The 23,676-nt window shown below is 37.3% G+C and carries 20 protein-coding genes and 1 pseudogene; 13 read left to right on the top strand and 8 right to left on the bottom strand.

Annotated features, from left to right (window positions below; translation table 11 throughout):
- Positions 1 to 33 precede the first annotated feature (33 nt).
- Together IPP32_15675 and IPP32_15670 are read right to left on the bottom strand one after the other, a co-directional pair.
- On the bottom strand, positions 34 to 444 hold the full coding sequence (locus IPP32_15675) for an EVE domain-containing protein (protein ID MBL0049525.1): 411 nt from the start codon (positions 442 to 444) through the stop codon (positions 34 to 36).
- 15 nt (positions 445 to 459) lie between these two features.
- The gene (locus IPP32_15670) at positions 460 to 1,842 is read right to left on the bottom strand and encodes a hypothetical protein (GenBank protein MBL0049524.1); all 1,383 of its coding nucleotides are present in this window, start codon (positions 1,840 to 1,842) and stop codon (positions 460 to 462) included.
- Positions 1,843 to 1,902: 60 nt separating this feature from the next.
- Here IPP32_15670 and IPP32_15665 point away from each other — a divergent pair, with 60 nt between their 5' ends.
- The 3 genes and pseudogenes from IPP32_15665 (at position 1,903) to IPP32_15655 (ending at position 5,283) form a co-directional block, all read left to right on the top strand.
- Entirely contained in the window at positions 1,903 to 3,123 is a 1,221-nt protein-coding gene (locus IPP32_15665) for a glycosyltransferase (protein MBL0049523.1), read from the top strand.
- Between the two features lie 78 nt (positions 3,124 to 3,201).
- A pseudogene (locus tag IPP32_15660) lies at positions 3,202 to 4,199 on the top strand (NAD-dependent epimerase/dehydratase family protein).
- Positions 4,200 to 4,209: 10 nt separating this feature from the next.
- Positions 4,210 to 5,283 (top strand): glycosyltransferase family 4 protein, encoded by a 1,074-nt coding sequence (locus IPP32_15655; protein MBL0049522.1) that lies wholly within the window; start codon positions 4,210 to 4,212, stop codon positions 5,281 to 5,283.
- Between the two features lie 13 nt (positions 5,284 to 5,296).
- On the opposite strand, the gene IPP32_15650 is transcribed toward IPP32_15655, so the two are convergent.
- A complete protein-coding gene (locus IPP32_15650; GenBank protein ID MBL0049521.1) occupies positions 5,297 to 5,953 on the bottom strand; it encodes a hypothetical protein in 657 nt (218 codons plus the stop codon).
- Between the two features lie 139 nt (positions 5,954 to 6,092).
- Here IPP32_15650 and IPP32_15645 point away from each other — a divergent pair, with 139 nt between their 5' ends.
- Positions 6,093 to 8,156, top strand: a complete 2,064-nt coding sequence (locus tag IPP32_15645; GenBank protein ID MBL0049520.1) for a M13 family metallopeptidase — start codon at positions 6,093 to 6,095, stop codon at positions 8,154 to 8,156.
- On the opposite strand, the gene IPP32_15640 is transcribed toward IPP32_15645, so the two are convergent.
- Both IPP32_15640 and mnmD read right to left on the bottom strand, forming a co-directional pair.
- Entirely contained in the window at positions 8,157 to 8,591 is a 435-nt protein-coding gene (locus IPP32_15640; protein MBL0049519.1) for an NUDIX hydrolase, read from the bottom strand.
- Between the two features lie 194 nt (positions 8,592 to 8,785).
- Complete coding sequence (mnmD, locus tag IPP32_15635; protein MBL0049518.1) at positions 8,786 to 9,448, bottom strand: tRNA (5-methylaminomethyl-2-thiouridine)(34)-methyltransferase MnmD; 663 nt, start codon at positions 9,446 to 9,448, stop codon at positions 8,786 to 8,788.
- A gap of 132 nt (positions 9,449 to 9,580) precedes the next feature.
- On the opposite strand from mnmD, the gene IPP32_15630 reads away from it, so the two are divergent.
- Together IPP32_15630 and ettA are read left to right on the top strand one after the other, a co-directional pair.
- Positions 9,581 to 11,443, top strand: coding sequence for a DUF885 domain-containing protein (locus tag IPP32_15630; protein ID MBL0049517.1), 1,863 nt, complete (start codon positions 9,581 to 9,583; stop codon positions 11,441 to 11,443).
- A gap of 226 nt (positions 11,444 to 11,669) precedes the next feature.
- Positions 11,670 to 13,346, top strand: a complete 1,677-nt coding sequence (gene ettA, locus IPP32_15625; protein ID MBL0049516.1) for an energy-dependent translational throttle protein EttA — start codon at positions 11,670 to 11,672, stop codon at positions 13,344 to 13,346.
- 15 nt (positions 13,347 to 13,361) lie between these two features.
- Here the strand turns inward: ettA and IPP32_15620 are convergent, their stop codons facing one another.
- From IPP32_15620 to IPP32_15610, 3 genes are read right to left on the bottom strand one after another with little or no spacing between them, the layout of a single operon-like run.
- A complete protein-coding gene (locus tag IPP32_15620; GenBank protein MBL0049515.1) occupies positions 13,362 to 14,030 on the bottom strand; it encodes an outer membrane beta-barrel protein in 669 nt (222 codons plus the stop codon).
- 12 nt (positions 14,031 to 14,042) lie between these two features.
- On the bottom strand, positions 14,043 to 14,840 hold the full coding sequence (locus IPP32_15615) for an inositol monophosphatase (protein MBL0049514.1): 798 nt from the start codon (positions 14,838 to 14,840) through the stop codon (positions 14,043 to 14,045).
- A gap of 49 nt (positions 14,841 to 14,889) precedes the next feature.
- Positions 14,890 to 16,044 carry a prolipoprotein diacylglyceryl transferase gene (locus tag IPP32_15610; protein MBL0049513.1) on the bottom strand — a complete coding sequence of 385 codons (1,155 nt, stop codon included), beginning with the start codon at positions 16,042 to 16,044 and terminating at the stop codon, positions 14,890 to 14,892.
- A gap of 121 nt (positions 16,045 to 16,165) precedes the next feature.
- On the opposite strand from IPP32_15610, the gene IPP32_15605 reads away from it, so the two are divergent.
- The 7 genes from IPP32_15605 (at position 16,166) to IPP32_15575 (ending at position 23,608) form a co-directional block, all read left to right on the top strand.
- Complete coding sequence (locus tag IPP32_15605) at positions 16,166 to 16,804, top strand: HAD family hydrolase (GenBank protein MBL0049512.1); 639 nt, start codon at positions 16,166 to 16,168, stop codon at positions 16,802 to 16,804.
- A gap of 44 nt (positions 16,805 to 16,848) precedes the next feature.
- On the top strand, positions 16,849 to 18,939 hold the full coding sequence (locus IPP32_15600; protein ID MBL0049511.1) for a hypothetical protein: 2,091 nt from the start codon (positions 16,849 to 16,851) through the stop codon (positions 18,937 to 18,939).
- 24 nt (positions 18,940 to 18,963) lie between these two features.
- Positions 18,964 to 19,704, top strand: a complete 741-nt coding sequence (locus tag IPP32_15595; GenBank protein MBL0049510.1) for a hypothetical protein — start codon at positions 18,964 to 18,966, stop codon at positions 19,702 to 19,704.
- Between the two features lie 80 nt (positions 19,705 to 19,784).
- Positions 19,785 to 20,555 (top strand): NTP transferase domain-containing protein, encoded by a 771-nt coding sequence (locus tag IPP32_15590; GenBank protein MBL0049509.1) that lies wholly within the window; start codon positions 19,785 to 19,787, stop codon positions 20,553 to 20,555.
- Positions 20,552 to 21,328 (top strand): nucleotidyltransferase, encoded by a 777-nt coding sequence (locus IPP32_15585; GenBank protein MBL0049508.1) that lies wholly within the window; start codon positions 20,552 to 20,554, stop codon positions 21,326 to 21,328. The genes IPP32_15590 and IPP32_15585 overlap by 4 nt, the downstream gene beginning before the upstream one ends.
- On the top strand, positions 21,328 to 22,053 hold the full coding sequence (locus IPP32_15580; GenBank protein MBL0049507.1) for a glycosyltransferase family 2 protein: 726 nt from the start codon (positions 21,328 to 21,330) through the stop codon (positions 22,051 to 22,053). The genes IPP32_15585 and IPP32_15580 overlap by 1 nt, the downstream gene beginning before the upstream one ends.
- Positions 22,046 to 23,608 carry a hypothetical protein gene (locus tag IPP32_15575; protein MBL0049506.1) on the top strand — a complete coding sequence of 521 codons (1,563 nt, stop codon included), beginning with the start codon at positions 22,046 to 22,048 and terminating at the stop codon, positions 23,606 to 23,608. The genes IPP32_15580 and IPP32_15575 overlap by 8 nt, the downstream gene beginning before the upstream one ends.
- The last annotated feature ends 68 nt before the right edge of the window (positions 23,609 to 23,676 follow it).

Here is a 23,676-nt window from a genome sequence, read left to right as displayed (position 1 = left end):
ATAGTAAAATATGAAAGCGCAAAATGTTAAATCTTACTTGCTTTCAGAGAGTTTTAGGATATAGTCAAACTCTTCTTTCTTAACCGATTGAACAGAAAGTCGAGACAATTTTAACAATTGCATTTCCTGTAAATTTTTATCGGCTTTAATTTGAGCCAAGGAGATTGGTTTTTTTAGCGATTTAAAAGGTTCAAAATCGACCGCCAACCAATTTGGGTCAACGGTTGACGGGTCTTGATACGACTCTTTCTTAACTTTAGCAATGCCAACAATTTCGAGCCCTTCATTGCTGTGGTAAAAAAAAGCCAAATCACCTTTTTTCATGCTTCGTAAATTATTGCGGGCTGCATAATTACGCACTCCATCCCACATCGTGCTTTTATCCTTAAGTAATTTTTTCCAAGGATATTTAAAGGGTTCTGATTTTATTAGCCAGTAATTCATAATTGAGGTGCTTTATTAAGCTTTGATTCCGCTTTTTAATTTAATTTCTGCGAGTGCTGCATTCTCTTCATCACGTTTTTTAATATAAAAATCGTTTATGATAATTAGACTTGAGAGATAAAAAGGAATGGCAGGAATTTTATACCGTACCATTGCTCCAAAATTGGATGTTGTTAAGCCTATTGAAAAGGCAAAAAACAAGGAAAAAATAATCGAGAAAAACAGAATGGGCTCATGCGCAATAACCTTGTAAAAGCGATATATACCCAATTTGAACAAAAGAAAAATCGATAAAAACATGAGTACCGAATTTTCGAGTGCGGCTATAACCATGACAAAGTTTTTTGATTCCCATAAAAATGGGCGGAACAATCCCGCGACAATAGCTGCCGGCAGTTTTTCGAGTGCTCCGGTAATGGAAGCATCAAAATCACCGATGTCAAAGGAGTTTCCCCCGTAATAACCTTGTTTTAAATCCACTTGCGTGTTTTGGGCTTTTTGAAGAATTCCCTGTGTGGAGGAATATTGACCGAATCCGGAACTTAAGGTATTCAATAGAAAGTACCCCATGACCGAAAGAAACACAATCAATAGAGGTCCTGCCAAAATCTTTAAAAGCCAATTATTAATACGTTTAACTCTTTCAACACTCAACCAAAGTAAGGCTCCCGGCATTAACGCGATAAATATGTAAGGCTTAATTTTAATTAGGAGATAGGCCATAAAAATCATCATTATTACATTTATGGTAACTTTTTTCGGAACCACAAAAACTCGGTAGAAGCTATAAGTAAACCAACTTGCGGCCATGAGTGTATAAGTATCTTTTAACACACCCGATCCCCAGAATAAAACGGATGGAACCAGCAAAATTGAAATACGGAATTGCTTGTATAAGCTTGGATAAATTTCACAAAAGAGGATATAAAGCCGCCATGTTCCAAGGTAAGAAACCGCTCCAAGTATAATTGAGGTCACCAAATAACTTTGAAAAGAAAGGAATTGAATGATAGTTGTGAGCCGAGTAACGGTAAAGGATGCATGTTCTTTATAATAAAATGGCCATCCCGTTTCCGAATCAAATTCCGAACGATTTTCTTTCGTTAAATTGTCGGCCATTATCGAAAAAAAAGTTTCGTGGTTTTTAAAAAAGAGCTTCACCATTGAAACACTTCCCTTGAAATATTCAGTGGTATCACCACCGGTATAGTAAAGGGTGTAAATTAAACTCATGGCAATGGCACCTGCAATTTTTGCCAATAAACCAATTTTCAAATACTTATAAACCTCATTCGTTTTAACATACTTAATTTGAACAAGGTGACCTATGATAAATATAATCAGAATGTAAATTGGCGGAAGTATTAAATCCCAGATGCTTAATATTTCTTCTTTCAATACAAGGTCAATTTAGTATGTTTGCATGCAAACATACTGAGGATTTAAGAATAAATAAAATTGAATTCGTTATATATCTCCTACGACGGGATGACTGATACTTTGGGTCAATCTCAGGTTATTCCTTATTTAATTGGTTTGGCGCAAAATGGATATGCTATAACCCTTATTAGTTGCGAGAAAAGGGAGGCTTTTTCAAAGAATGAGGGACTCATTTCTAAGCTGTTAAAAACCCATAACATCGACTGGCACCCTTTATTTTATACCAAGCGACCACCGGTTATTTCTACTTTGATGGACATTTATAAAATGAAGCGAAAGGTAGATACACTGCATGCTCAAAAGCAATTTAAATTGGTGCATTGCCGCAGTTACATAACTTCATTGATTGGGGTGGAATTTAGTAAAAAGCACTCCATCCCTTTTGTGTTTGATATGCGTGGCTTTTGGGCAGATGAGCGTATTGAAGGTAACATTTGGAGTCTCAAAAACCCTATTTTTAAAGTCATCTATTCTTTTTTTAAGAAGAAAGAGCTTGCATTTGTAAATCAAGCTGCTGCAATTGTAAGCCTTACGCATGCCGGAAAACGTGAAATTCAGCAATGGAATATTAGACCTGCACAAAAAGAAAAAATTCATGTGATTCCTTGTAGTGCTGATTTTGATTTGTTTGCTCCGGCTACAGCCGAGATGCGAAGCATTTCTAGAAAGCACGCCGGTTTTGCAACTTCAGATTTTGTGCTTGTTTACCTTGGTTCAATTGGAACCTGGTATTTATTAGATGAGATGCTTGATTTTTTTGTTGCCTTGAAATCAAAAATACCGGAAGCAAAATTTTATTTCATTACCGGCGAAAACACTGAAAATTTGCTCGCAAAAGCGAAAGAAAAGGGGATTGATGCATCAGATGTTTATATTGAGTTTGCAAATCGTAAGCAAGTACCCGAAAAATTAGCTGCAGCCGATTGGGGAATTTCTTTTATTAAGCCCAGTTATTCTAAAACAGCCAGCTCGCCTACAAAAATGGGCGAATTACTTGCCATGGGAATACCGCTAATTGTAAATGGAAAAGTAGGAGATGTGCAAGAAATTATTGAACAAGTGAATGGTGGAATTTGTTTGGATTCCTTTTCCCAAACAGTTTATATGGATGCAGTTACTTCCATGCAACCAGGGATTTCAGCAACACCTTTAAGCATCCGCGAAAAGAGTTTTGCCATTTATAGTTTGCAAAAAGCGGTAAAAGCATATGTGGGTATTTATGACTCACTTTTAAAATAGGTCAATACTATTCAACCTGTATCCTGTTTAAAGCCTCGATTTTTATTTATATTCGCAAAAATTATAATTCAGTTTAGTATGAAGAGTTTAGTTACGGGAGGAGCAGGATTTATTGGTGCCAATGTGGTGAATGAACTACTAAAGTTGGGACACGATGTTATTGTAGTAGACGATTTAAGCGGAGGCTATGCCGAATATGTAAATCCTAAAGCCACATTTATTCAAGGTAGCATTTATGACCATGAATTTTTAGCCAAGCTTTTGAAACTCAAAAGTTTGATTATGTATATCACCTGGCTGCATACGCTGCCGAAGGATTGAGTCATTTTATAAAGCGGTTCAATTATAACAATAATTTAATTGGAAGTATTAACCTCATTAACCTTTCGGTGATTCATAAAATAAAATGTTTTGTGTTCACCTCGTCCATTGCAGTTTATGGCGCAGGAGAGTTACCTTTACGTGAAAGTGCTGTTCCCATGCCGGAAGATCCCTATGGTGTGGCAAAATTTGCGGTTGAATTGGATTTGAAAACTACGCATGAAATGTTCGGTTTAAATTACGTGATTTTCAGACCACACAATGTATATGGGGAGTTTCAAAACATTGGCGACCGCTACCGCAATGTAGTTGGTATCTTTATGAATCAATTGATGCAAGGTAAATCACTGAGCGTATTTGGAGATGGTGGACAAACTCGGGCATTTAGTTATATTGGGGATGTGGCGCCCTACATTGCCAAATCTGTAAATGTAAAGGAGGCCTACAATCAGGTATTTAATGTAGGTGGCGATATTGAATATACCGTTAAGGAACTTGCCATTTCTGTTATGGAAGTGATGGGAATAACTTCTGAATTGCGCTATTTACCTGCTCGTAATGAAGTGTTGCATGCTTATTCTGATCACTCAAAAGTGAAGCAAGTTTTCGGAATAAGTGACGATTCTTTTACCGATTTAAAAGCAGGGTTAAAAAAAATGGCCGATTGGGTAAAAGTAATGGGAGTAAAAACAACTCCTAAATTTAAGGAGATTGAGATTTATGAAAAGCTCCCAGCAGTTTGGTTAGAGGATTAAATTGAGCGTTGTGAAAAGTATTTTATTCCTTACCCTCCATCGCCCCGATCGCTCTCCCAGTCAGCGTTTTCGATTTGAACAATACTTGGAATTTCTTCAAGCGAATGGTTTTTTAGTGGAACATTTTTATTTACTCAATGAGCGAGACGATAAGCTATTTTATTCGCACAATGCCTTGGGTAAAATTAAAATTTTGATTACAAGTGTTTTTAAACTGTACTCAAAATATCGCTCTACAAAAAAGGATACGATAGTTTTTGTGCAACGCGAATGTTTTATGCTAGGCAGCGCCTATTTCGAAAAACTTTTTCGCAACAAATGCAAACTCATTTTTGATTTTGACGATAGCATCTGGCTTCAGAATGTATCGGACAAAAATAAACTTTGGTCCTTTTTAAAAAATCCATCTAAAACCTCGCACATCATTCAAATGGCTAATTGCGTGGTCGCCGGGAATCAATACTTAGCCGACTACGCTCTCCGTTTTAATAAAAATGTTACTATCATACCAACCACCATCGATACCGCCGAATATTATTTTGTAAAAGAAAATCAAAAGCCCAAAGACACCGTTTGCATTGGATGGAGTGGGAGTGTAACCACCATACAACATTTTCAATATGTGGTGGGTGCTTTGTTGTTATTGAAGAAAAAGTATGGGGATAAAATTTACTTTAAAGTAATTGGCGACGGAAGCTTTAAGCATAAAGAGCTTAATATTGCTGGTCTTCCTTGGAAGAAGGCGAGTGAAATAAATGACTTAGCCGAAATTGATATTGGTATTATGCCTTTGCCGGATGATGAGTGGGCAAGTGGAAAATGCGGTTTAAAAGGCTTACAATATATGTCGCTTGGAATCCCCACCATAATGAGTCCGGTTGGCGTAAATTCAGAGATTATTAAGGATGGTGAAAATGGTTTTCTTGCACAGGACGATAACGAATGGGTAGCAAAATTAAGCCGACTCATTGAATCTCCTGAACTTCGCTCTGGTATTGGATTACAAGGTCGAAAAAGTGTAGTTGAAAAGTACTCAGTGGAAGCAAATAAAAATCATTACCTCCAACTTTTTAATAGCTTGTAAATTTTAATGCAGCTTACTTGGAATACTTTAAATTGTAATCCTCTCCAATTTTCTTAATCAACTTTTTAGTATACTGTCCTTCTTTAATTTTGGCCGCAATTTCAGGAGCATCCGTAAAGTAGTTCGACATTTCTGCTTTAAAATTTAACCCATCAATAAACACCATCAGCGCTCCTCGCTTTTGCATCAAAAAATTTTGATAAATGCCAATATGCGCGTAAGTGGGACCACCAACATAGCTTCTGTTATAAGGTGCGAAAACCATTCCTGAACCAAAATTCTGTGGGCGGACCTCGTTTTCTGAATAATATTCATAAATGCTGAGGTAACCTGAAACGCTTTTTTTTACAAATATTTTCGCATTTTTCTTTCCAAAGGGTATGCTCTCAAATTCAAGATTCAGGGTATCAAAAGTAAAAGCGTATTTTTTTAGTTGTTTCGGCTTAAAGCGTTGCTTTTTTTGAGTGGATTCAACTATAGCAATAACACTTTTTTGAAGTTCAAGATAGATCGGAATATTAATACTTCTGTCGGTGGGAATGGTGAAAGTGCAAGAAACAGAATCACCGTTTAAAGTAATATAATATCCTTTACAAAAAGTAACTTTTGCAAAACTTGTAAGGCTAGAAATATGCAATACAAGGATAATTAAGAGCGCACGAAATAGCATAACGGAATTAGATTTGTGAACAAGGATAAAAAAATTACGGTTAAAAGTGTAATATTTAGGTTTTTACTTGCTGAATTAATGTAGAAGTACTTCTACATTTGAATTAAAAGCTAAATTTACGTTTCAAAAAAAAATCCGTATGAAAAATATTTTATGGAATTGCTTGATTTGCGCAGGCTTTTCACTAATGCTAACTTCCTGTTCTAATTCCGGCTCCGAAAGTAAATCAAGTGCGCAACAAAAAGATCCGCTAACAGATCACATTGATACACTTATTTCGCCCGCTACCGATTTTTTTGAATTTGCGAATGGTAAATGGTTTAAACAAAACCCAATACCTGCTGCTGAATCCAGTAATGGAATATTCTTAATTATTCAGGATTCGGTGAATTCTGCAGTTCGTGAAATTTGCGAAAAGTCTGCGGCAAATACAGCTGCTCCAAAAGGGAGTAACCAACAAAAAATTGGAGATTTGTTTTATAGTGCTCTGGATACCGCTAGCATCAATAAGAATGGAATAAAGGATTTAAAAGAGGAACTGGATAGAATTGATCAGATGAGTGATATAAAATCCGTTCTAAAGGAAGCCGCTAAGCTGCACCAAATTGGAGTCGGAGTGCTTTTTGATTTAGATGTACGTCAGGATGAAAAGATAAGTTCAAAAATGATTATTCTGCTTACTCAAGGTGGATTGGGATTACCGGAACGTGATTATTATACAAATACAGATCCACGCACCTTGGAAATTAGAAAAGCCTATACTGAACACGCTGAAAAAATGTTTGTTTTAGCGGGCGAAACAGAGGCAAAAGCAAAGCAAAATGTGAAATCTATACTTAACATTGAAACTGCTTTGGCCAATGGAAGCCGTAAAATGGAGGCCTTGCGCGATCCATTTAAAAATTACAATAAAATGTCGGTTGCCGCTTTAAGCAAAACAACTCCTTCACTTGATTGGAATAGTATGCTTAGCAACATGGGAATAGCCAACGCCGATACACTTAATGTGGGTCAACCGGAGTTTTTTAAGAACCTCGAAACGATTCTCAAAAAAACAGCGATTGAAGATTTTAAAATATATTTTAAGTGGAATTTAATTTCAAATTATGCACCTTATTTAAGCAGTAATTTTGAATTCGAAGATTTTCTTTTTTACACCCAAAAGCTATCCGGTAACAAGGAACAAAAGCCGCGTTGGCAAAGAGCAGTTGAAACGACCGATAAATCCTTGGGAGAGCTTGTTGGACAAGAATATGTAGCTAAGTATCTGCCTCCAAACTCCAAGGAAAAGCTGGTTGAAATCGGCAACAATATTATGGATGTATACCGCGAACGCATTAAAAAATGCGATTGGATGGGAGAGGCTACAAAGGAAAAAGCATTAAAAAAATTGAGCACGGTTTCCATGAAAATTGGTTATCCCGATAAATGGAAGGATTATTCGGACTTAAGTATTGATAGAAGTTCATTTACTAAAAATATTTTAAATGTGAAGGCATGGAATTTCAAGCAAATGGCCGCCAAATATGGAAAACCTGTTGATCGCACCGAGTGGCACATGACTCCTCAAATGTATAATGCTTATTACAATCCAAGCAACAATGAAATTGTTATTCCGGCTTGCAATATATTGGTACCGGGCTACTCAAAAAATGAAATGCCGGAGGATGCAATACTGTATGGGATAATTGGCGGTTCCACTTTCGGGCACGAGATAACACATGGATTTGATGATGAAGGTAGCTTGTATGATGAGAATGGCAATTTAAATGATTGGTGGAGCACAGAAGATCGTGCAAATTTTAAAGCCCGCACACAACTCATGGTAAAACAATACGATGAGTATGTAATGCTTGATACCATTCATTTGCGGGGATTAAATACCTTGGGCGAAAATTTGGCCGATTTAGGAGGAGTAGTTATGGGTTATGAAGCTTTTAAGAAAACGAAGGAAGGAGCTGCGAATGCAATAAAAAATGGATACAGTGCTGAACAACGCTTCTTTTTGGCTTATGCTTTTGCTTGGATGAGTCAGCGAAGAAATGAGGAAGTGGCAAAACGGATTATGACAGACGTACACTCACCTGCTAAATATCGCGTAAATGGACCCTTGAGCGATATTTCGGAGTTTTATACTGCCTTTAATGTGAAGCCAGGAGATGCGATGTATCGTGCAGATAGTGTGCGGGTAAAAATTTGGTAATCACAAATTATTTTTAAGCATTTCGGCAACGCGTTTATCAATTGGGAAAGTGAAATCTGTTTCTTTTAAAGACTTTATTTTTATCCAACGAAACTGTTGTGCACCATCTTTTATTTCATCAAAATCGAAAGCACGTTTTGAGATTTTTACTGTTAATGCGTTACTTGTTTTAATAAGGTAATACACACTGATTAATTGCGCTGAATTGAATGCTGATTTAACGTAATAATCGGTCGTGTAAAAATGCTTTTCTATTTCTATTGTTGCATTTAATTCTTCTTGCCATTCTCTTTTCAGGCAATCAATAAGGCCTTCACCTGCCTCCAAACCGCCCCCCGGGAATTTCGTCATATTCATGCCCATACGGAATTCATCCGAAACAAGCACTTCTTGCTGCTCATTTACCAATAGCCCATAAACGCGAATGTTATACATCTTTTTCAAAATTTCTTTTCCTATCAAATTTTACCAATGCCCTGCACTATTTATTTTTTTAATCAAAATGATAAATCATCAAACGAATTAGCTTTAAACTTCCCCAATCCAAAATCCTTATTCCAAAATCCTTATTCCTAAATCCTTATTCCAAAATCCTTATTCCTAAATCCTAAATCCTAAATCCATATTCCTTAATCCTTAATAGCTACCGTCATTTCTCGCTTTCCGGGAGGGCCGGGCATGCCAATAACTTTAAAGCCGGCACTTTTTAAAGCTCTTTTTACTTCACCTTTTGCACAATAAGTAACCAGCAAAGCACCGTTATTCATGTAGTGAAATAGCTTTGAAAATTGTTCCACAGTCCACATTTCCGGTTGAGTTTTTGGTGAAAAAGCATCGAAATAAATTAAATCGTAAAGTTGATTGCTTTCAAATTTTTCAAGAGTGGTGTTGAGTTTAAGCAATTTGAATTGGTCGGTTATTGCAATTAATTCATTCCATTTTTCTTCATGCAATTGTTCAAACAGCTTATCATGGGTTTTGTTTAGCACCTGTTGAGGGTAATTGAGTTCTAGCGCTACTTTTGTGTCGATTGGAAATGTTTCTATAGTTGTATAGGTAATTGCAACATTATTGTGCGCGCCTTCCAGCAAGGTAAGATAGGCATTGAGGCCGGTTCCAAATCCAATTTCTAAAATAGAAATCACATTTTTTTGTTGAATGATGATATCCAATCCCATTCGTATAAATACGTGAAGCGATTCCTGAATAGCCCCGTGTTTACTATGGTATTGCTCTTGAAGTTTTGTATTCAAAAGGGTGTGTGACCCGTCTTCCGTTAAAATGCGTTGCAAACTATCCATGGCTAAGAATGAAGTTCAAAGTTACTTCATAATTTTGTTTTTACACCGCTATACTGTTTCCTTAATTATTTGATTTCATTACATTTGAACTCTTCGATAAGAACTCACAATTAAATTAGTAAGATGAATTCAAAACAACTTTCAATCCCATTTTTAGGGCTTTTAGCACTGCTTTCAGCTTGTACAAATTCTACCCCTTCAGCAAATGATAAGGATAGCCAAGTCCTATACAGCAAGGAAGAAATTAGTGATGAAACAAAAAAAGCAAACACTTTTTTTGATAAGGTTTTTGACGCCTATGTAGATCGCAATCCTCAAATGCAGACACGTTTAGGAATTAAAAAGGATTACGATAAATGGAATGATTTAACTGATTCGGCAGCGCAAAAGGATATTGAAATTACTACTGCTGATTTAACCGAAATGAAAAAGCAGATAAATTTCGAAAAGTTGGATGCCCAAGGAAAAATAAGTTACAAGCTTTTTGAACGTCAAAGCATGCAAGAGATCGAAAATTTTAAATGGAGATTTCATAATTATCCAATCAATCAAATGGATGGCTTGCATAATGATGTGCCTTCGTTCTTAATTAATTTTCACCGCATCGATTCTGAAAAAGATGCGCTATCCTATATCTCACGCTTAAAAGGAGTGGATAAATTATTTGATCAATTGTTGGTGAATTTGAAGATTAGAGAAGATAAAAATATTATTCCGCCCAAATTTGTATTCCCATATGTTTTAAACGATGCCAAAGGTTTGCTGAGCGGTTTTCCATTCGACAAGAGTAAAACAGACAATGCTTTATATGAAGATTTTAAGAATAAAGTAGCGGCATTAAAAGCAATGGATGATAAACGAAAACAAGAATTATATGCTCAAGCTGCCGAAGCCATGAATACAGCAATGAAACCGGCATACGAAAAGTTCATCAGTTATATTACAGCGCTCGAAAAAAAGGCGACAGAAGACGATGGCGTTTGGAAATTTCCTGACGGGGAAGCATACTACAATGCAGCTTTAAAGGCTACTACAACCACCGATTTAACAGCCGATCAAATTCATGAAATCGGATTAAAGGAAGTTGCGCGTATTCAAGAAGAAATGCATGCGATAATGAAAAAAGTGAATTTTAAAAATGATAACTTGACTGATTTCTTTGACTTTACCCGAAACGACAAACAATTTTATTATGCCAATGATGCTGCAGGCAAAGAGGCTTATAGAGTGCGTGCGGTTAAAATTATTGAAGATATGAAAGGGCAGTTGGATAAGCTTTTTCTTACCAAGCCTAAGGCAGATATTGTTGTAAAACCGGTGGAGAAATTTCGTGAAAAATCGGCAGCAGGTGCCTTTTATGAAGAACCGGCGGTGGATGGCTCACGTCCGGGCACGTATTACATAAATCTCTACAACATGAATGACCAGGTAATTACACAAATGGAAGCGTTAGCGTATCATGAAGGTATTCCCGGTCATCACATGCAAATTGCTATAGCACAAGAATTAAAAGATGTACCAAAGTTTCGCCGCTTAGGTGGCGGCAATGTGGCTTATGTGGAAGGATGGGCGCTTTACTCAGAGCTAGTGCCAAAAGAATTGGGCTTTTACAGCGATCCGTATTCCGATTTTGGGAGATTAAGCATGGAGGTTTTTCGCGCTGCTCGATTAGTTGTGGATACCGGAATACACAGCAAAAAATGGACGCGTAAAAAGGCATTGCAGTATTTTCACGACAATACCCCAAATCCGGAAGGCGATATTAAAAAGGAGATTGAACGTTATATCGTTTGGCCTTCACAAGCGACCGGCTATAAAATTGGGATGCTAAAAATTATGGAACTGCGTGACAAAGCAAAGCAAAAGTTGGGAACAAAATTCGATATCCGAGAATTTCACGATGTGATACTAACTTCCGGTCCGGTTCCGATGAATGTACTGGAAGACCTTGTCAATACCTATATCAACGCGAAATTGGGTGCTTAATTAGTTTTTTGTATATTTAAATTTACCATGAAAATCAAAAGTATCACTTTTGATTTTCATGGTAAATAATTGATTAAACCTTTGTCTGATATTGTAAACTTTTAGCTTAATTTGCAGCCTGAAATTGAAGCTGAAGTTTAGCATGCAAAGTTCAGTTGTTTTGAAGAAGGTATCTCATCAATTCAATAAATCTATAATTCATTAAATCAACAATTCTACTAGTAAAATGAGTGACGATAAAAAAGTGATTTTTTCGATGGTGAAAGTGAGTAAAATCTTTCCACCTCAAAAGCAAGTATTAAAAGACATTTACCTTTCATTTTTCTATGGAGCAAAAATTGGAATCATCGGTTTAAATGGTTCCGGTAAATCCACCCTGTTAAAAATTATTGCAGGAGTCGAAAAATCTTTTCAAGGGGATGTAGTCTTTTCACCGGGTTATACTGTAGGCTACTTGGAGCAAGAGCCGCAATTGGATGAAAGCAAAACAGTGATGGAAATTGTGCGTGAAGGCGCGCAGGAAGTGGTTGATATCCTTAAGGAATACGAAGAAATCAACAATAAATTTGCCGAGCCCATGAGCGATGAGGCCATGGAAAAATTACTGGCGCGCCAATCGGTCGTATCTGATTTAATTGAACAGCACGATGCTTGGGAGTTAGACACGAAATTGGAAAGGGCCATGGATGCGTTGCGTTGCCCGGAAGGTGATACGCCTATTAGCGTGTGTAGTGGAGGGGAGAGAAGACGTGTTGCACTTTGCAGATTGTTGCTTAAAAAGCCGGATATTTTATTGTTAGATGAGCCTACCAACCATTTGGATGCCGAAAGTATTGATTGGTTGGAGCAATTCTTACAAAGTTATGCAGGTACCGTAATCGCTATCACACACGATAGGTATTTCTTGGATAATGTGGCCGGATGGATTTTAGAATTAGATAGAGGTGAAGGTATTCCGTGGAAAGGTAATTATACCTCCTGGTTGGAACAAAAAGGAAAGCGTTTGGCCATGGAAGAAAAAACCGAAAGCAAGCGTCAGAAGACCTTAGCACGGGAGTTGGAATGGGTGCGACAAGGAGCTAAAGGTCGCCAGGCAAAAGGGAAAGCACGTTTGGCTGCCTACGATAAAATGTTGAATGAAGATGTGAAACAGAAAGAAGAAAAGCTGGAGCTCTTTATTCCTAATGGTCCTCGCTTAGGTAATGAAGTTATTGAAGCCATTGGCGTTTCGAAAGCATTTGGAGATAAGTTATTATATGAAAACCTGAATTTCAAATTACCTCCTGCAGGAATTGTGGGAATTATTGGACCAAACGGTGCGGGTAAAACCACTTTGTTTAAAATGATTATGAAACAACTGGCTCCCGATGCCGGAGAATTTAAAGTGGGTGACACCGTAAAATTGAGTTATGTAGATCAGTCGCACAACGAAATTGATCCCAATAAAACAGTTTGGGAAAACATTACCGGTGGAAACGAGGTGATTGAAATGGGAGGAAAGACAATTAATTCTCGCGCCTATGTTTCGCGTTTTAACTTTAATGGGGCTGATCAGGGAAAAAAATGTGGCATACTTTCCGGTGGAGAGCGTAACCGTTTGCATTTAGCGATGGCTTTAAAGGCAGAGGGGAACGTTATTTTATTGGATGAGCCTACCAACGATATTGATGTGAACACCTTGCGGGCCTTGGAAGAAGGGTTAGAAAATTTTGCCGGATGTGCTGTAATTATTTCCCACGACCGTTGGTTTTTGGATCGTGTGTGTACGCATATTCTTGCCTTTGAGGGAGATTCAAAAATATATTATTTTGAAGGTGGCTATACCGAATACGAAGAAAACAAGAAGAAACGAATGGGGGATGTGGAGCCGAAAAGAATTCGATTTAAGAAATTGGTGGTTTAATAAATTCTTTGACGCTTATTCTTTCTTTTTATTGAATTGATATACTAAACCAAATTCAACTCCTTCAGTAAAATTATAGAGTTTTTCGGTAAAAAAAGTACTTGCTTTGAGCAGATCGTGACTGAAATGCATTCCGGTAAGTATTTGCACATTTTCATTTAATTTTATTGAAATACCGAACCCTGCTGCAATTCCTAAATTTGTTTTTTTGTAAGCGAATGAAACATCCTTAGATAGATTGGCGTGAACAAAATTAAGTGTTGCTTTAGAAAGGTACGTTAATTCCGGTCCAATACTTCCATAATAGGCAATTCGTTGGGTGGTATTACTTTTATAATTGAATAGTAATGGAATTTTGAGAAAATTTAAGTGTTGATAATACGTTTCATTTTCAGCAATTAAACCTGTAGAGATAAAAATTGCATTTAAATAGTTAAGTTTATAACGCTGCCCTTGTGATGAATAGCAGAGCCCAAGTGAAATGGATCTTCTTTCTGTAAATGAATAGCCTACATTCATTCCTGCATTCCAATTAAATGTTCTCAACTTTTCAACAGCTAATCCTTTGATTCCTGTTAATTGTGGACCACCCATTATTCCCAATTTAAATCCTTTTTGGGCGTATGTTATCAACATGGAACTCAATAGCAAAATGAAAATTAGTGCAGTTGTTTTTGTTTTCAATACAGTGCTTGCTTATTTTTCTTTCATAAATTGCTTTACTGACGCCAAAAACTCCTCAAACATCAACCCATTCCCACTCACAATTTCCTGTCCAAACAAATAATTATCTCCACCTTTAAAATCGGTAACTTTTCCTCCGGCTTGTTGCACTATAAAAGCACCTGCGGCAACATCCCAAGGTTTTAAGCAATATTCATAAAAGCCTTCAAATCGTCCACAGGCCACATAAGCCAAATCAGCGGCAGCAGAACCTAGTCTGCGCAAGCCATGAGAATGCTGCATAAAATGTTTAAACAAATCCATGTAATCGTCTAATCGGCTGTAATCATAATAAGGAAACCCAGTTGCTAATAAGGAATCCTTCAAAGTGGGAGCAGTAGACACTGAAATTTTTGAGCCATTCATAAAGGCATCACTATTTTCCCAAGCGTAAAAGCATTCATCTAAATTTAATTCATGCACCACCCCAGCAACGAGTTTATCATCGCGCATGAGCGCAATACTGATGCAAAAGCAAGGTACGGAATGAATAAAGTTTGTGGTACCATCTAAAGGGTCAATAATCCAATTGTAATGCGCCCCTTTTTTATCAGAAGTATTTTCCTCAGCAATAAAACCACTTTCCGGAATGAGTTTGGATAGGCCTTCAATAAGCATTCGCTCGGAAGTCTTATCCACATGCGTTACAAAATCGTTAAGGCCTTTGACTTCAATTCCTCCGCTCTTTAACTTACCTTTTTCGCTTAGGATGAACGCACCAACTTGCTTGGTAAGCGCACAAACGGACAATGTTATTTCTTGCAGGTTCATATTATCAGTACAAGGTAATTAGTTCAAAGAACAAAGATTTATTTTCGTGTTATAAATTCGGTTGGGCCTTCTTTTTAAAATAATAAATCCCATAAAAGCCGGTAATGAAAAGCAGTGTAGATATAATCTGCGCTTGGGTAACGCCATGCCCAAAAATATGGTACTCTGAGTTTACTCTAATTTGTTCGATTAGAAAACGCTCCGCACCATTAAAGATTAAATAAATGGAAAACAAAACCCCCGTAGTTTTTACATTTTTGCGAATCGCCCAAAGCACAAAAAATAAAATACCACACATTATTATTTCATAAAATGGAGTGGGATATACTGGATTGGCAAGCTGCGCACAATGATGGCCTACACAATCCGGAATAGGAATACCTTCGCCTAGCACGTTGTGTGGATAACGATAGGCCCACATCCAATCAGGCAAAAAATTCATCCAGGATGGCTTTGGTGCAAGGTTATCAATTCCCCAATCCCCATCTCCCGCTACCTGACAGCCCACTCGCCCAATCGCATAACCCGCCATCAGTGCAGGTGCACTGGTATCCATTAAATGGGGAAAATAAATGTTGTTCTTTTTAGCATAATACATCAGTGCAAGCGTTGCAACAATAAGGCCCCCATACCAGGTAAGTCCACTAAACGAAAGCAAAGCATCTAATGGATCTACCATAAAATCGTCCAGGTTTTCGAGGTTATGAAAAATTTTTGCACCCAGTAAACCGCCCACTGCTGCAATTATGGTCATATTTCCGACGTGCTCATGTGGCCGCATTTTTACTTCTTCCCAAACCGGCTTGTCCAACTTAGCTTTTTGCTTTTCACTGTATTTAAGGTACACCGCAATTCCTGCGATTAAAATGCCACCTAATAAATTCCCTTTTAACGATAAAATGATAGCTTGTGGATTATCGGTAAAGGCACTGTAATTAAGTATTGCATAGAGTATTTTATATCCAATTATAAATCCAATTATGCCGGAAGAAACTAAGTCGCTAATGCTAGCTGCTTCGCCTTTTAAAAATTTTTGACTGCTTGCTTTCATTAAGCCATCTACTTCTTTGCGCATGATTTCTTTGCTCCATAAATAGGCTGCCATTAAAAAGGCCACCGCAACAAAAAAGCCGAAGCTTTGTATGGGCAAAGGGATAGTAACGCCTAGCAAATCTTTTAATAAATCGGTGATCGTTGGATACATAGTATTGATTTTGGAATATGCTGCAAATATAACCGAATTGATACGAGCAAAGCTTTTTTTCTAAAAACTAGAAATAATTTTGAGCTGCTCTTTAGGAGAAATTTTATTTTACTTTTGCGGCATGTTCAAGGATGTAAATTTTGATGGTGTTAAGGGCGTTTTGCTCGATCTCGATAATACGGTTTATGTATACGATCCCTGTCATGAACATGCTTTAAATGCTTGTGTTGAGAAGGCAACGAATGAACTAAGTATCTCCGCTGCAGATTTTAAGGCGGTGTACAATCAAATGAAGAAGCGCGTCAATCATCAGTTGCATGGCCAGGCCTCCTGCCATTCGCGCTTATTGTATTTTCAATACCTATTTGAATCTCTCCAAGGAAAGACAAATTTTGAACTCCCTTTGATTTTTTACAAATTATACTGGAGTTCTTTTTTTGAAATCATGAAAGTGTTGCCGGAAGCAAAATTGTTTCTCGAAAAGTGTCATGCACTTCAACTTCCGGTTGCCATAGTAACGGATTTAACAGCAGATGTGCAATTTGAAAAGATTCAAAAACTTGGGATTGGAGAACACATAAAGTTTTTAGTTTCCTCCGAAGAAGCCGGCAAAGAAAAACCAGAACCCGATATGTTTCACTTGGCTTTACAAAAATTAAATTTAACTGCACCGGATGTAATAATGATAGGCGATAGCTTAAGAGCGGATAAGGCAGGCGCGGAAGCGCTTGGAATTAAATGGTATCATCCATGGGAATGACCGATTTCGCGCTCTGTTTTGAGATATTTTTGTAGTTTTAGCGGGTGAAAAATTTTTACAACAATTTATTTTACGATAAGTACGGGAAGACCAAAATTCAAGGTCTGCATTCTTCTTTGTTTTATGGCGGAATACTACTCAAATTAGTACTGGGAACATTTCTGGCATCCGATTACCTTACAAAATTATTTATTCCATTTGTAAATTATTTTGTAGAAACAGGAACTAATCCATACGATTATTTTAGTGTGCATGGGGTAGGTGATGGATTTCCTTATCCACCACTAATGCTATATATTGTTGCACTTCCGCGATTGCTTCTTTCCCCTTTTATTGCCGATGGTATTGATCAAGTAACATTTTTACACCTTTTTTCCTTTCGCATTATTCTATTATTTTTTGATACGATTATTCTCTTTACACTTTTGCGCTGGCTCAAAACACATCACCGCAAAGTATTGTTGTTTTATTGGTTGAACCCTGTGTTGATTTACATCACTTATATACATGGTCAATTGGATGTTATACCCGTGGCGCTTATGTTTGCCGGCTTGTATTTTATGTTTAAGGAAAAGTGGATGATTGCGTTTTTCATCATTGGATTATCCATTACAACAAAATCCAACATGGTATTGCTATTGCCTTTTGTGGTTATTTATGCTTTTAAGAGTAATACCTGCAATCACATTCAATTGGCAAAAAGTTTGGCTATTTTAATGATTACTATAGGATTGGTGAATTTGCCATTTTTAAATTCTCAAGGATTTATTAAGATGGTTTATAATAATCCGGTGCAGCAAAAAGCACTTACACCCTTATTTACTTTCGACAATAACTTAGGTTATTATGGAGTGGTAGGAGCAATGGTGTTTTTAATTTATCGCATGCTTTCGTTTCAATGGGTAAATAGAGATTTGTTGCTCATGTTTCTAGCGTTTAGTTTTGGTGTGTTTACCGTATTGATAGCACCCATGCAAGGCTGGTATTACTGGATTTTGCCCTTGTTTATATATTTTGTGATTAAGCACCAAACCGAAAAAATTTGGCTTTTTGCTTCCTTATGTGTTTCCTATATAATTTATTTTGCTCTGACTCCGGTTTCCGATTTTTTTAAAGTTTTTAGCTTAATTAATCCCGCTTTCGCAGAAGTGTCATTCCATTCAATTTTGGGTTATTCTCCCAACATTGTAAACATTGGTTTTACTTTAATGCAGTCGATGTTGTTACTTTTTTTAGCACAGTTGTACCTTAACGGGATTAGCAGTTTTGAGCAAATTAAATTTTTGTCACGCCCACTTTTACTCGGTGTGGGTGGAGATTCCGGCGCAGGTAAATCTACTTTTACTACCTTGGTGGATCAATTGTTTGGGAAGAATTTTACCACTGTTGTGCGTGGCGATGATATGCATAAATGGGAGCGCGGCAACGAGAACTGGAGCAAGGTCACTCACCTTAATCCCAAAGCAAATGACATACACAAGGATTTGGGCGATATCCGCCAGCTAAAAGACGGATACAGTGTTTTGCGTAAAAAATACGATCACAACAATGGGGAGTTTACCTTACCTTTTCAAATAAAATCCAATCGTTTGGTGATGTTTGAAGGTCTGCATCCCTTTTATTTAAAGTCGCAGGCGGATTTATATGATTTAAAAGTATTCATAAAACCCGATGAGCGCATCCGCATACATCGCAAATTAAAGCGGGATGTGGGTGAAAGAGGCAAAACAACCGAAGGGGTGTTGCAGCAACTAAAAGACCGTGAAGGCGATAGCGAGAAGTACATTCAAGGGCAACAACAATTTGCTGATATCGTATTTAGCTTTGTTCCGGTGGGCGATGATTTGGATAAGGAAGCCTTGGAAATTACACTCAGTAACGATATTCCGTTGGATGATTTGGTGCTGGAACTTTCAGCGAATGGCGACTTAGACATTACGCATGAATTTATAGCCGACAACAAGCAATGGCTTAAATTAAATGGCAGCATCTCACAAGAAGCAATTGAATTGATGGCTTATGAATTATTGCCCGAATTGGAGGAATTAGGAATTTACGAACCGCAATGGCAGAGCGATTACAACGGTATTATTCAATTGCTATTGGCGAAATGTATTTTTGATAATTTGAAGTGATTTAATTACTGAATATTAATTTTGATGTTTAAAGGAGTAGCCGCCCATAGAGGCAACATGAGTATTTTTCCCGAAAATACCATGCCTGCATTTGCAAGTGCAGTGGATTTAAAATGTGAGTATATTGAATTAGATATTCAATTCACCAAAGACGCACAAATTGTAGTAACACACGATGCTTCTGCAAAACGTGTTGCCGGTTTGGATGTTGTAATTGCCAATTCAACTTACAAGGAATTGTGTGAATTGGATTTTGGAAAAGTGTTTCGCGAAACGCAGAATAAAACCATTCAGGAAATCCCGTATCAAAAGCTTCCCTTGTTAAGTGATGTGTTTGAATTAATTAAGAACACTGAAACTTCTGTTTCCATTCAGCCTAAATGCGATGGTATCATTAAATCGGTTTTTAAACTCGCTCAGCAACATGCAGTAGTAAATCAAATCGCCTTTAATGAACTCAATTGCGAATACCTCATTGAAGCCCGCCGGATTTCTAATACCGTTTCACTTTTTTGGGATCGCCTTCCCAATACTGATTTTGAGAACGATGTTTATATCGGAAAGGAATTTAACTTTACAGCCTTGATGTTTGTATGGCAAGCCTTGAATCCGGAAAAAATTAAAAAATTACAAGCACATGGAATTGATGTTGGAGCTATTGTAATTAACGATGCTGCCGCGATGCACGAATATTTGAATTTAAACATTAAGCGATTTTATACAGATTATCCCGAACTATTAATTTCAATTTTAAAAAACAGATGAAATGCACTAAGGTGATGTCAAACCAATTAATGAGTATAACTTGTGCATTCCTTTTGGTCATAAAAACAATTTAAATTCATATGAAAATAATTATCCCGATGAGTGGGCAGGGGAGCCGCTTTATTAAAGCCGGTTACACCACCTATAAACCACTTATTATTCAAAACGGAATGCCGGTGATTCAGCACGTGGTGAACATGTTTCCCGGTGACGATGAGCTTATATTTATTGTACGAACCGATTTGCTCGAAACAACCGACATCGCGGAAACGCTCATGCGTGTGCGCCCCAATGCAACCATTGTTCCTTGCGAACCGCATAAATTAGGCCCGGTGCATACCGCCACAAAGGCCTTTCATTTATTGAAAGACGATGAGCCCGTAATTTATAATTACTGTGATTTTTTTATGCAATGGGATTACAATCATTTCAGAAATAAAATGATTCAAACGGATTGCGATGGAAGCATCGTTTGCTATACCGGATTTCACCCGCATTTGCTGCATCCGCATAATTTATACGCGGTGTGTAAATTGGATGAAAATCATTTAATGACTGAAATTCGCGAAAAGCATTCTTATGTGCCCGATAAAACAAAAGATTATCATTCAGTTGGTACTTACTATTTCAAACGCGGCAGCGATGTGAAAAAATATTTTACAGAGTTAATGGAGAAAAAAATTACCATGTATGACGAATATTTTGTGAGTCTGGTATACAACCTTATGTATCGCGATGGCTTAAAAACAGTGGTGTATAGCGATGTGCCTCATTTTTGTCAGTGGGGAACTCCATCAGATATGGGAGAATATAAACAATGGTCGGATATTTTTATTGAACTAGCAAAATGATAACACTTATACCCATGGCCGGCGCAGGAAGTCGCTTTGCCATTAAAGGATACACAACTCCCAAACCACTTTTGCCGGTATTTGGCAAACCAATGGTAATATCTGCCTACAACATGTTGCCCGGAAAAGGTAAACCCATTTTTGTGGTCCGCACCGAACACATTCAGGAATATGCAATAGACAAAGCATTGAAGGAACAATTGCCGGATTGCCAAATTGTAACAGTAACAGGACTAACCGAAGGTCAAGCCAGTACCTGTTTGTTGGCAAAGGAATTAATCAACAACGATGAAGAGTTAACCATTGGAGCAAGCGATAATGGTATGGTTTACGATACCGCCGAATTTGAAAAAGTAAAAAGCGAATGCGATGCTATCATCTTTACTTTCCGCAACAACCCGATAGTTTTAGCAAATCCGAAAGCGCATGGCTGGACAAAAGTGGATGAGAATAATGTCATCACTAAAATGTTGGTAAAACACGACATGCCCGATCCCATGAACAATCATGCTTTGGTGGGGGCTTTTTGGTTTAAGAAGGGTAAATATTTTGTGGAAGCTGCGGAGCGTATGATTGCTCAAAACCGCAGAATAAATAACGAGTTTTATGTGGATGAATGTTTCACCGATTTAATTGAGATGGGATTCAAAGCAAAAGTGTTTGAGCTCAAGCACTATATTGGTTGGGGTGTTCCGGATGATTATGAAACATTTAACTATTGGGAAGATTTTTTTAGCGATATGCCATTTCACCCGTATAAAAAGAAATACTAATGGCCGCTCAGCTATCGATTGTTGTACCTTGTTACAATGAGGTATTAAATCTGCCGCACATCTTTGCTCAATTTGATGAATTGTTGGCCAAACATAAAGATGTGGAAATTATTTTGGTGGATAATGGGAGTACTGATAATTCAGCTGAAGTATTTGAAGAGCAACTGAAAAGCCGTCCAGAAAAAAATTTTAAATTGGTGCATGTGGTAAAAAACCTGGGATATGGTTTTGGTATTAATAGTGGCTTAGAGCAAGCTACGGCCCCCATGTTGTCGTGGACACATGCCGATTTGCAAACCGATCCCAAAGATGTAATACGCGCTTGGGAAGTATATAAAAGTTCAACACCAACACCTGTTTTAGTGAAAGGATTTCGAAAAAACAGAAGAGTTAGTGAAGCATTTTTTTCATGGGGAATGGGGGTATTGTCATCCATGGCTTTGGGGACACGATTGACCGAAATTAATGCACAACCAAAATTGTTTTCGCGTGCTTTTTACGAAAGAATTAAGTCTGACTGTCCGAAGGATTTTTCATTTGATTTATATTTTTTATACCACGCCAAAAAGCAAGGAAGCATATTGGAAATTCCTGTTTTCTTTTTGCCGCGTCAGTTTGGAGAAGCAAAGGGAGGCAGCGGTTCTAGTGTAAAAACGCGCATAAAATTAATCAAGCGAATTTTTGCTTATGTATTTGAAATGCGCAAAAAATTAAAGCATGGATAAGTTCTATAAAATAGGATATGGAATTGCAATCATTATTTCGATTGGGTTTGCATTTTATTACACTTCAGCATGCAAATCGGGTACTAGTTACGTTGGAGATAAATACAGTCAATTTGATGAGCGTATTGCTTTGCTCGATGTGAATGCACTTTTGCATCCAGGTGATGCCAAGCATTTTGTGTTTTCGGTAATTAGCGGGAGCACTTTATTTTATGGCAGGGTGATGATGTGGACAGATGCGCTCGTATCGTTTATTCCCGACAAAATTTGGGGCATCGAAGGGCAGGTAATGGCAACACGACTTTGCCATTTTTTTGTATTACTGCTCTCTATTCATTTGTTGATTACACTTTTTATTAAGGATGCCTTGCTGCGGCTGATGACTTTGGTTTTTATTTTAGTTTCACCTTATTTTATCTACTTTAGTTTTATTCCCAAACCTGAACCTTTTGTATTGCTTTTTTTAGCCTTGTTTCTGCGCGGATTTATCAAGAACAATTGGTCTTTTGGAAGGCACTTTATTTGGTTAGGTTTCGCTTATGGATGTAAAATTTCTGTGCTTCCATTAATACCTATACTTTTTGTACTTCCTCTTTTTTATTCGGAACAAAAATTTCGATTTGCACTAAAAATAAAGGAGTTTTCTATTTCGGTGCTCTACACTTTGCTGGGTTTCTTATTGTGCATTCCTTGTTTGTTTCTGGCACCGGTAAAGCGCCTGTTTTTGCAGTCGTATATTTCTCAAGCATTTGGTTCGGCAACAAAATCCTATGATGATAAAAGTATAAATGGCTTAACCTGGATGAATAAATTGCTGCATGAGTATTACGCTATTCACTCCATAATTATCAGCATTGCAATACTCGGACTTGCAGCACTTGCTATCTATTATTTAATAAAATGTAAAAAAATTTCCAATGCGCATTTATTATTAGGCTTGGGTTTGGTGCAATTGCTGCTCATTTTTATTTTAACGAAACGTATTTGGCCACATTATATGTTTGTGGGAGTATGTCTTTCGACAATTGCCGGTGCTGCTTTATTAGAGGGTGTAGTGAAGAAACAACTCAAATTAGTTTCACTCGTGATTTTCGCATGTATGTTGCCACAAGCACTAACATTTGCTAACGATGCGCGCTCATTAGCAAATCGTGAGAATAATAGCAATTATCAAAATGTGAAAAAGGGGGGAGAACAGGCAATGGAGTATTTGTTGCAAAAGGGAGTAAAGAAGATTGGTATAGATTTATCCACCTATGTTGCAAATAAGTACATTGTGGTTGGCAATAAATACGAACCCTTTCCGGCTTTAAAATCGGATGCGGATTTAAAGTTTGATTTTCTTTTGGAGTATGGAATCACTTTATATACAAGCGGAAACCAAGCTATTATATTCGAAAAGAATTGTCCATGCGATACAATAGCCACCGGCTCAAATGAATATTTTATGAAAGATGCTTTAGCTGCATATAACAGTAATGTTCCTTCTCATTACCATTTGGATACAACATTTGCTGCCACACGGGTTTACCTCCATAACGATTTTCGAAAATAGTTAGTTTAATAAAATGCAGAACACGAAATAATACTATAGTTCATGAAATAAAAAAAGCCGAGCATATG

The organism is Bacteroidota bacterium, assembly GCA_016721765.1.
In the GTDB taxonomy this organism is placed as follows: Bacteria; Bacteroidota; Bacteroidia; order UBA4408; family UBA4408; genus UBA4408.
The sequence above is the reverse complement of the archived record's forward strand: the minus strand, read 5'-3'. Positions and strand labels throughout refer to the sequence as shown.

Excerpts from the sequence above, each read along its gene's own strand:
- IPP32_15675 (MBL0049525.1), bottom strand. The coding sequence starts at position 444 with ATGAATTACTGGCTAATAAAATCAGAACCCTTTAAATATCCTTGGAAA.
- IPP32_15650 (MBL0049521.1), bottom strand. The coding sequence starts at position 5,953 with ATGCTATTTCGTGCGCTCTTAATTATCCTTGTATTGCATATTTCTAGC.
- IPP32_15645 (MBL0049520.1), top strand. The coding sequence starts at position 6,093 with ATGAAAAATATTTTATGGAATTGCTTGATTTGCGCAGGCTTTTCACTA.
- IPP32_15640 (MBL0049519.1), bottom strand. The coding sequence starts at position 8,591 with ATGTATAACATTCGCGTTTATGGGCTATTGGTAAATGAGCAGCAAGAA.
- IPP32_15630 (MBL0049517.1), top strand. The coding sequence starts at position 9,581 with ATGAATTCAAAACAACTTTCAATCCCATTTTTAGGGCTTTTAGCACTG.
- ettA (MBL0049516.1), top strand. The coding sequence starts at position 11,670 with ATGAGTGACGATAAAAAAGTGATTTTTTCGATGGTGAAAGTGAGTAAA.
- IPP32_15615 (MBL0049514.1), bottom strand. The coding sequence starts at position 14,840 with ATGAACCTGCAAGAAATAACATTGTCCGTTTGTGCGCTTACCAAGCAA.
- IPP32_15610 (MBL0049513.1), bottom strand. The coding sequence starts at position 16,044 with ATGTATCCAACGATCACCGATTTATTAAAAGATTTGCTAGGCGTTACT.
- IPP32_15605 (MBL0049512.1), top strand. The coding sequence starts at position 16,166 with ATGTTCAAGGATGTAAATTTTGATGGTGTTAAGGGCGTTTTGCTCGAT.
- IPP32_15595 (MBL0049510.1), top strand. The coding sequence starts at position 18,964 with ATGTTTAAAGGAGTAGCCGCCCATAGAGGCAACATGAGTATTTTTCCC.
- IPP32_15590 (MBL0049509.1), top strand. The coding sequence starts at position 19,785 with ATGAAAATAATTATCCCGATGAGTGGGCAGGGGAGCCGCTTTATTAAA.
- IPP32_15585 (MBL0049508.1), top strand. The coding sequence starts at position 20,552 with ATGATAACACTTATACCCATGGCCGGCGCAGGAAGTCGCTTTGCCATT.
- IPP32_15580 (MBL0049507.1), top strand. The coding sequence starts at position 21,328 with ATGGCCGCTCAGCTATCGATTGTTGTACCTTGTTACAATGAGGTATTA.
- IPP32_15575 (MBL0049506.1), top strand. The coding sequence starts at position 22,046 with ATGGATAAGTTCTATAAAATAGGATATGGAATTGCAATCATTATTTCG.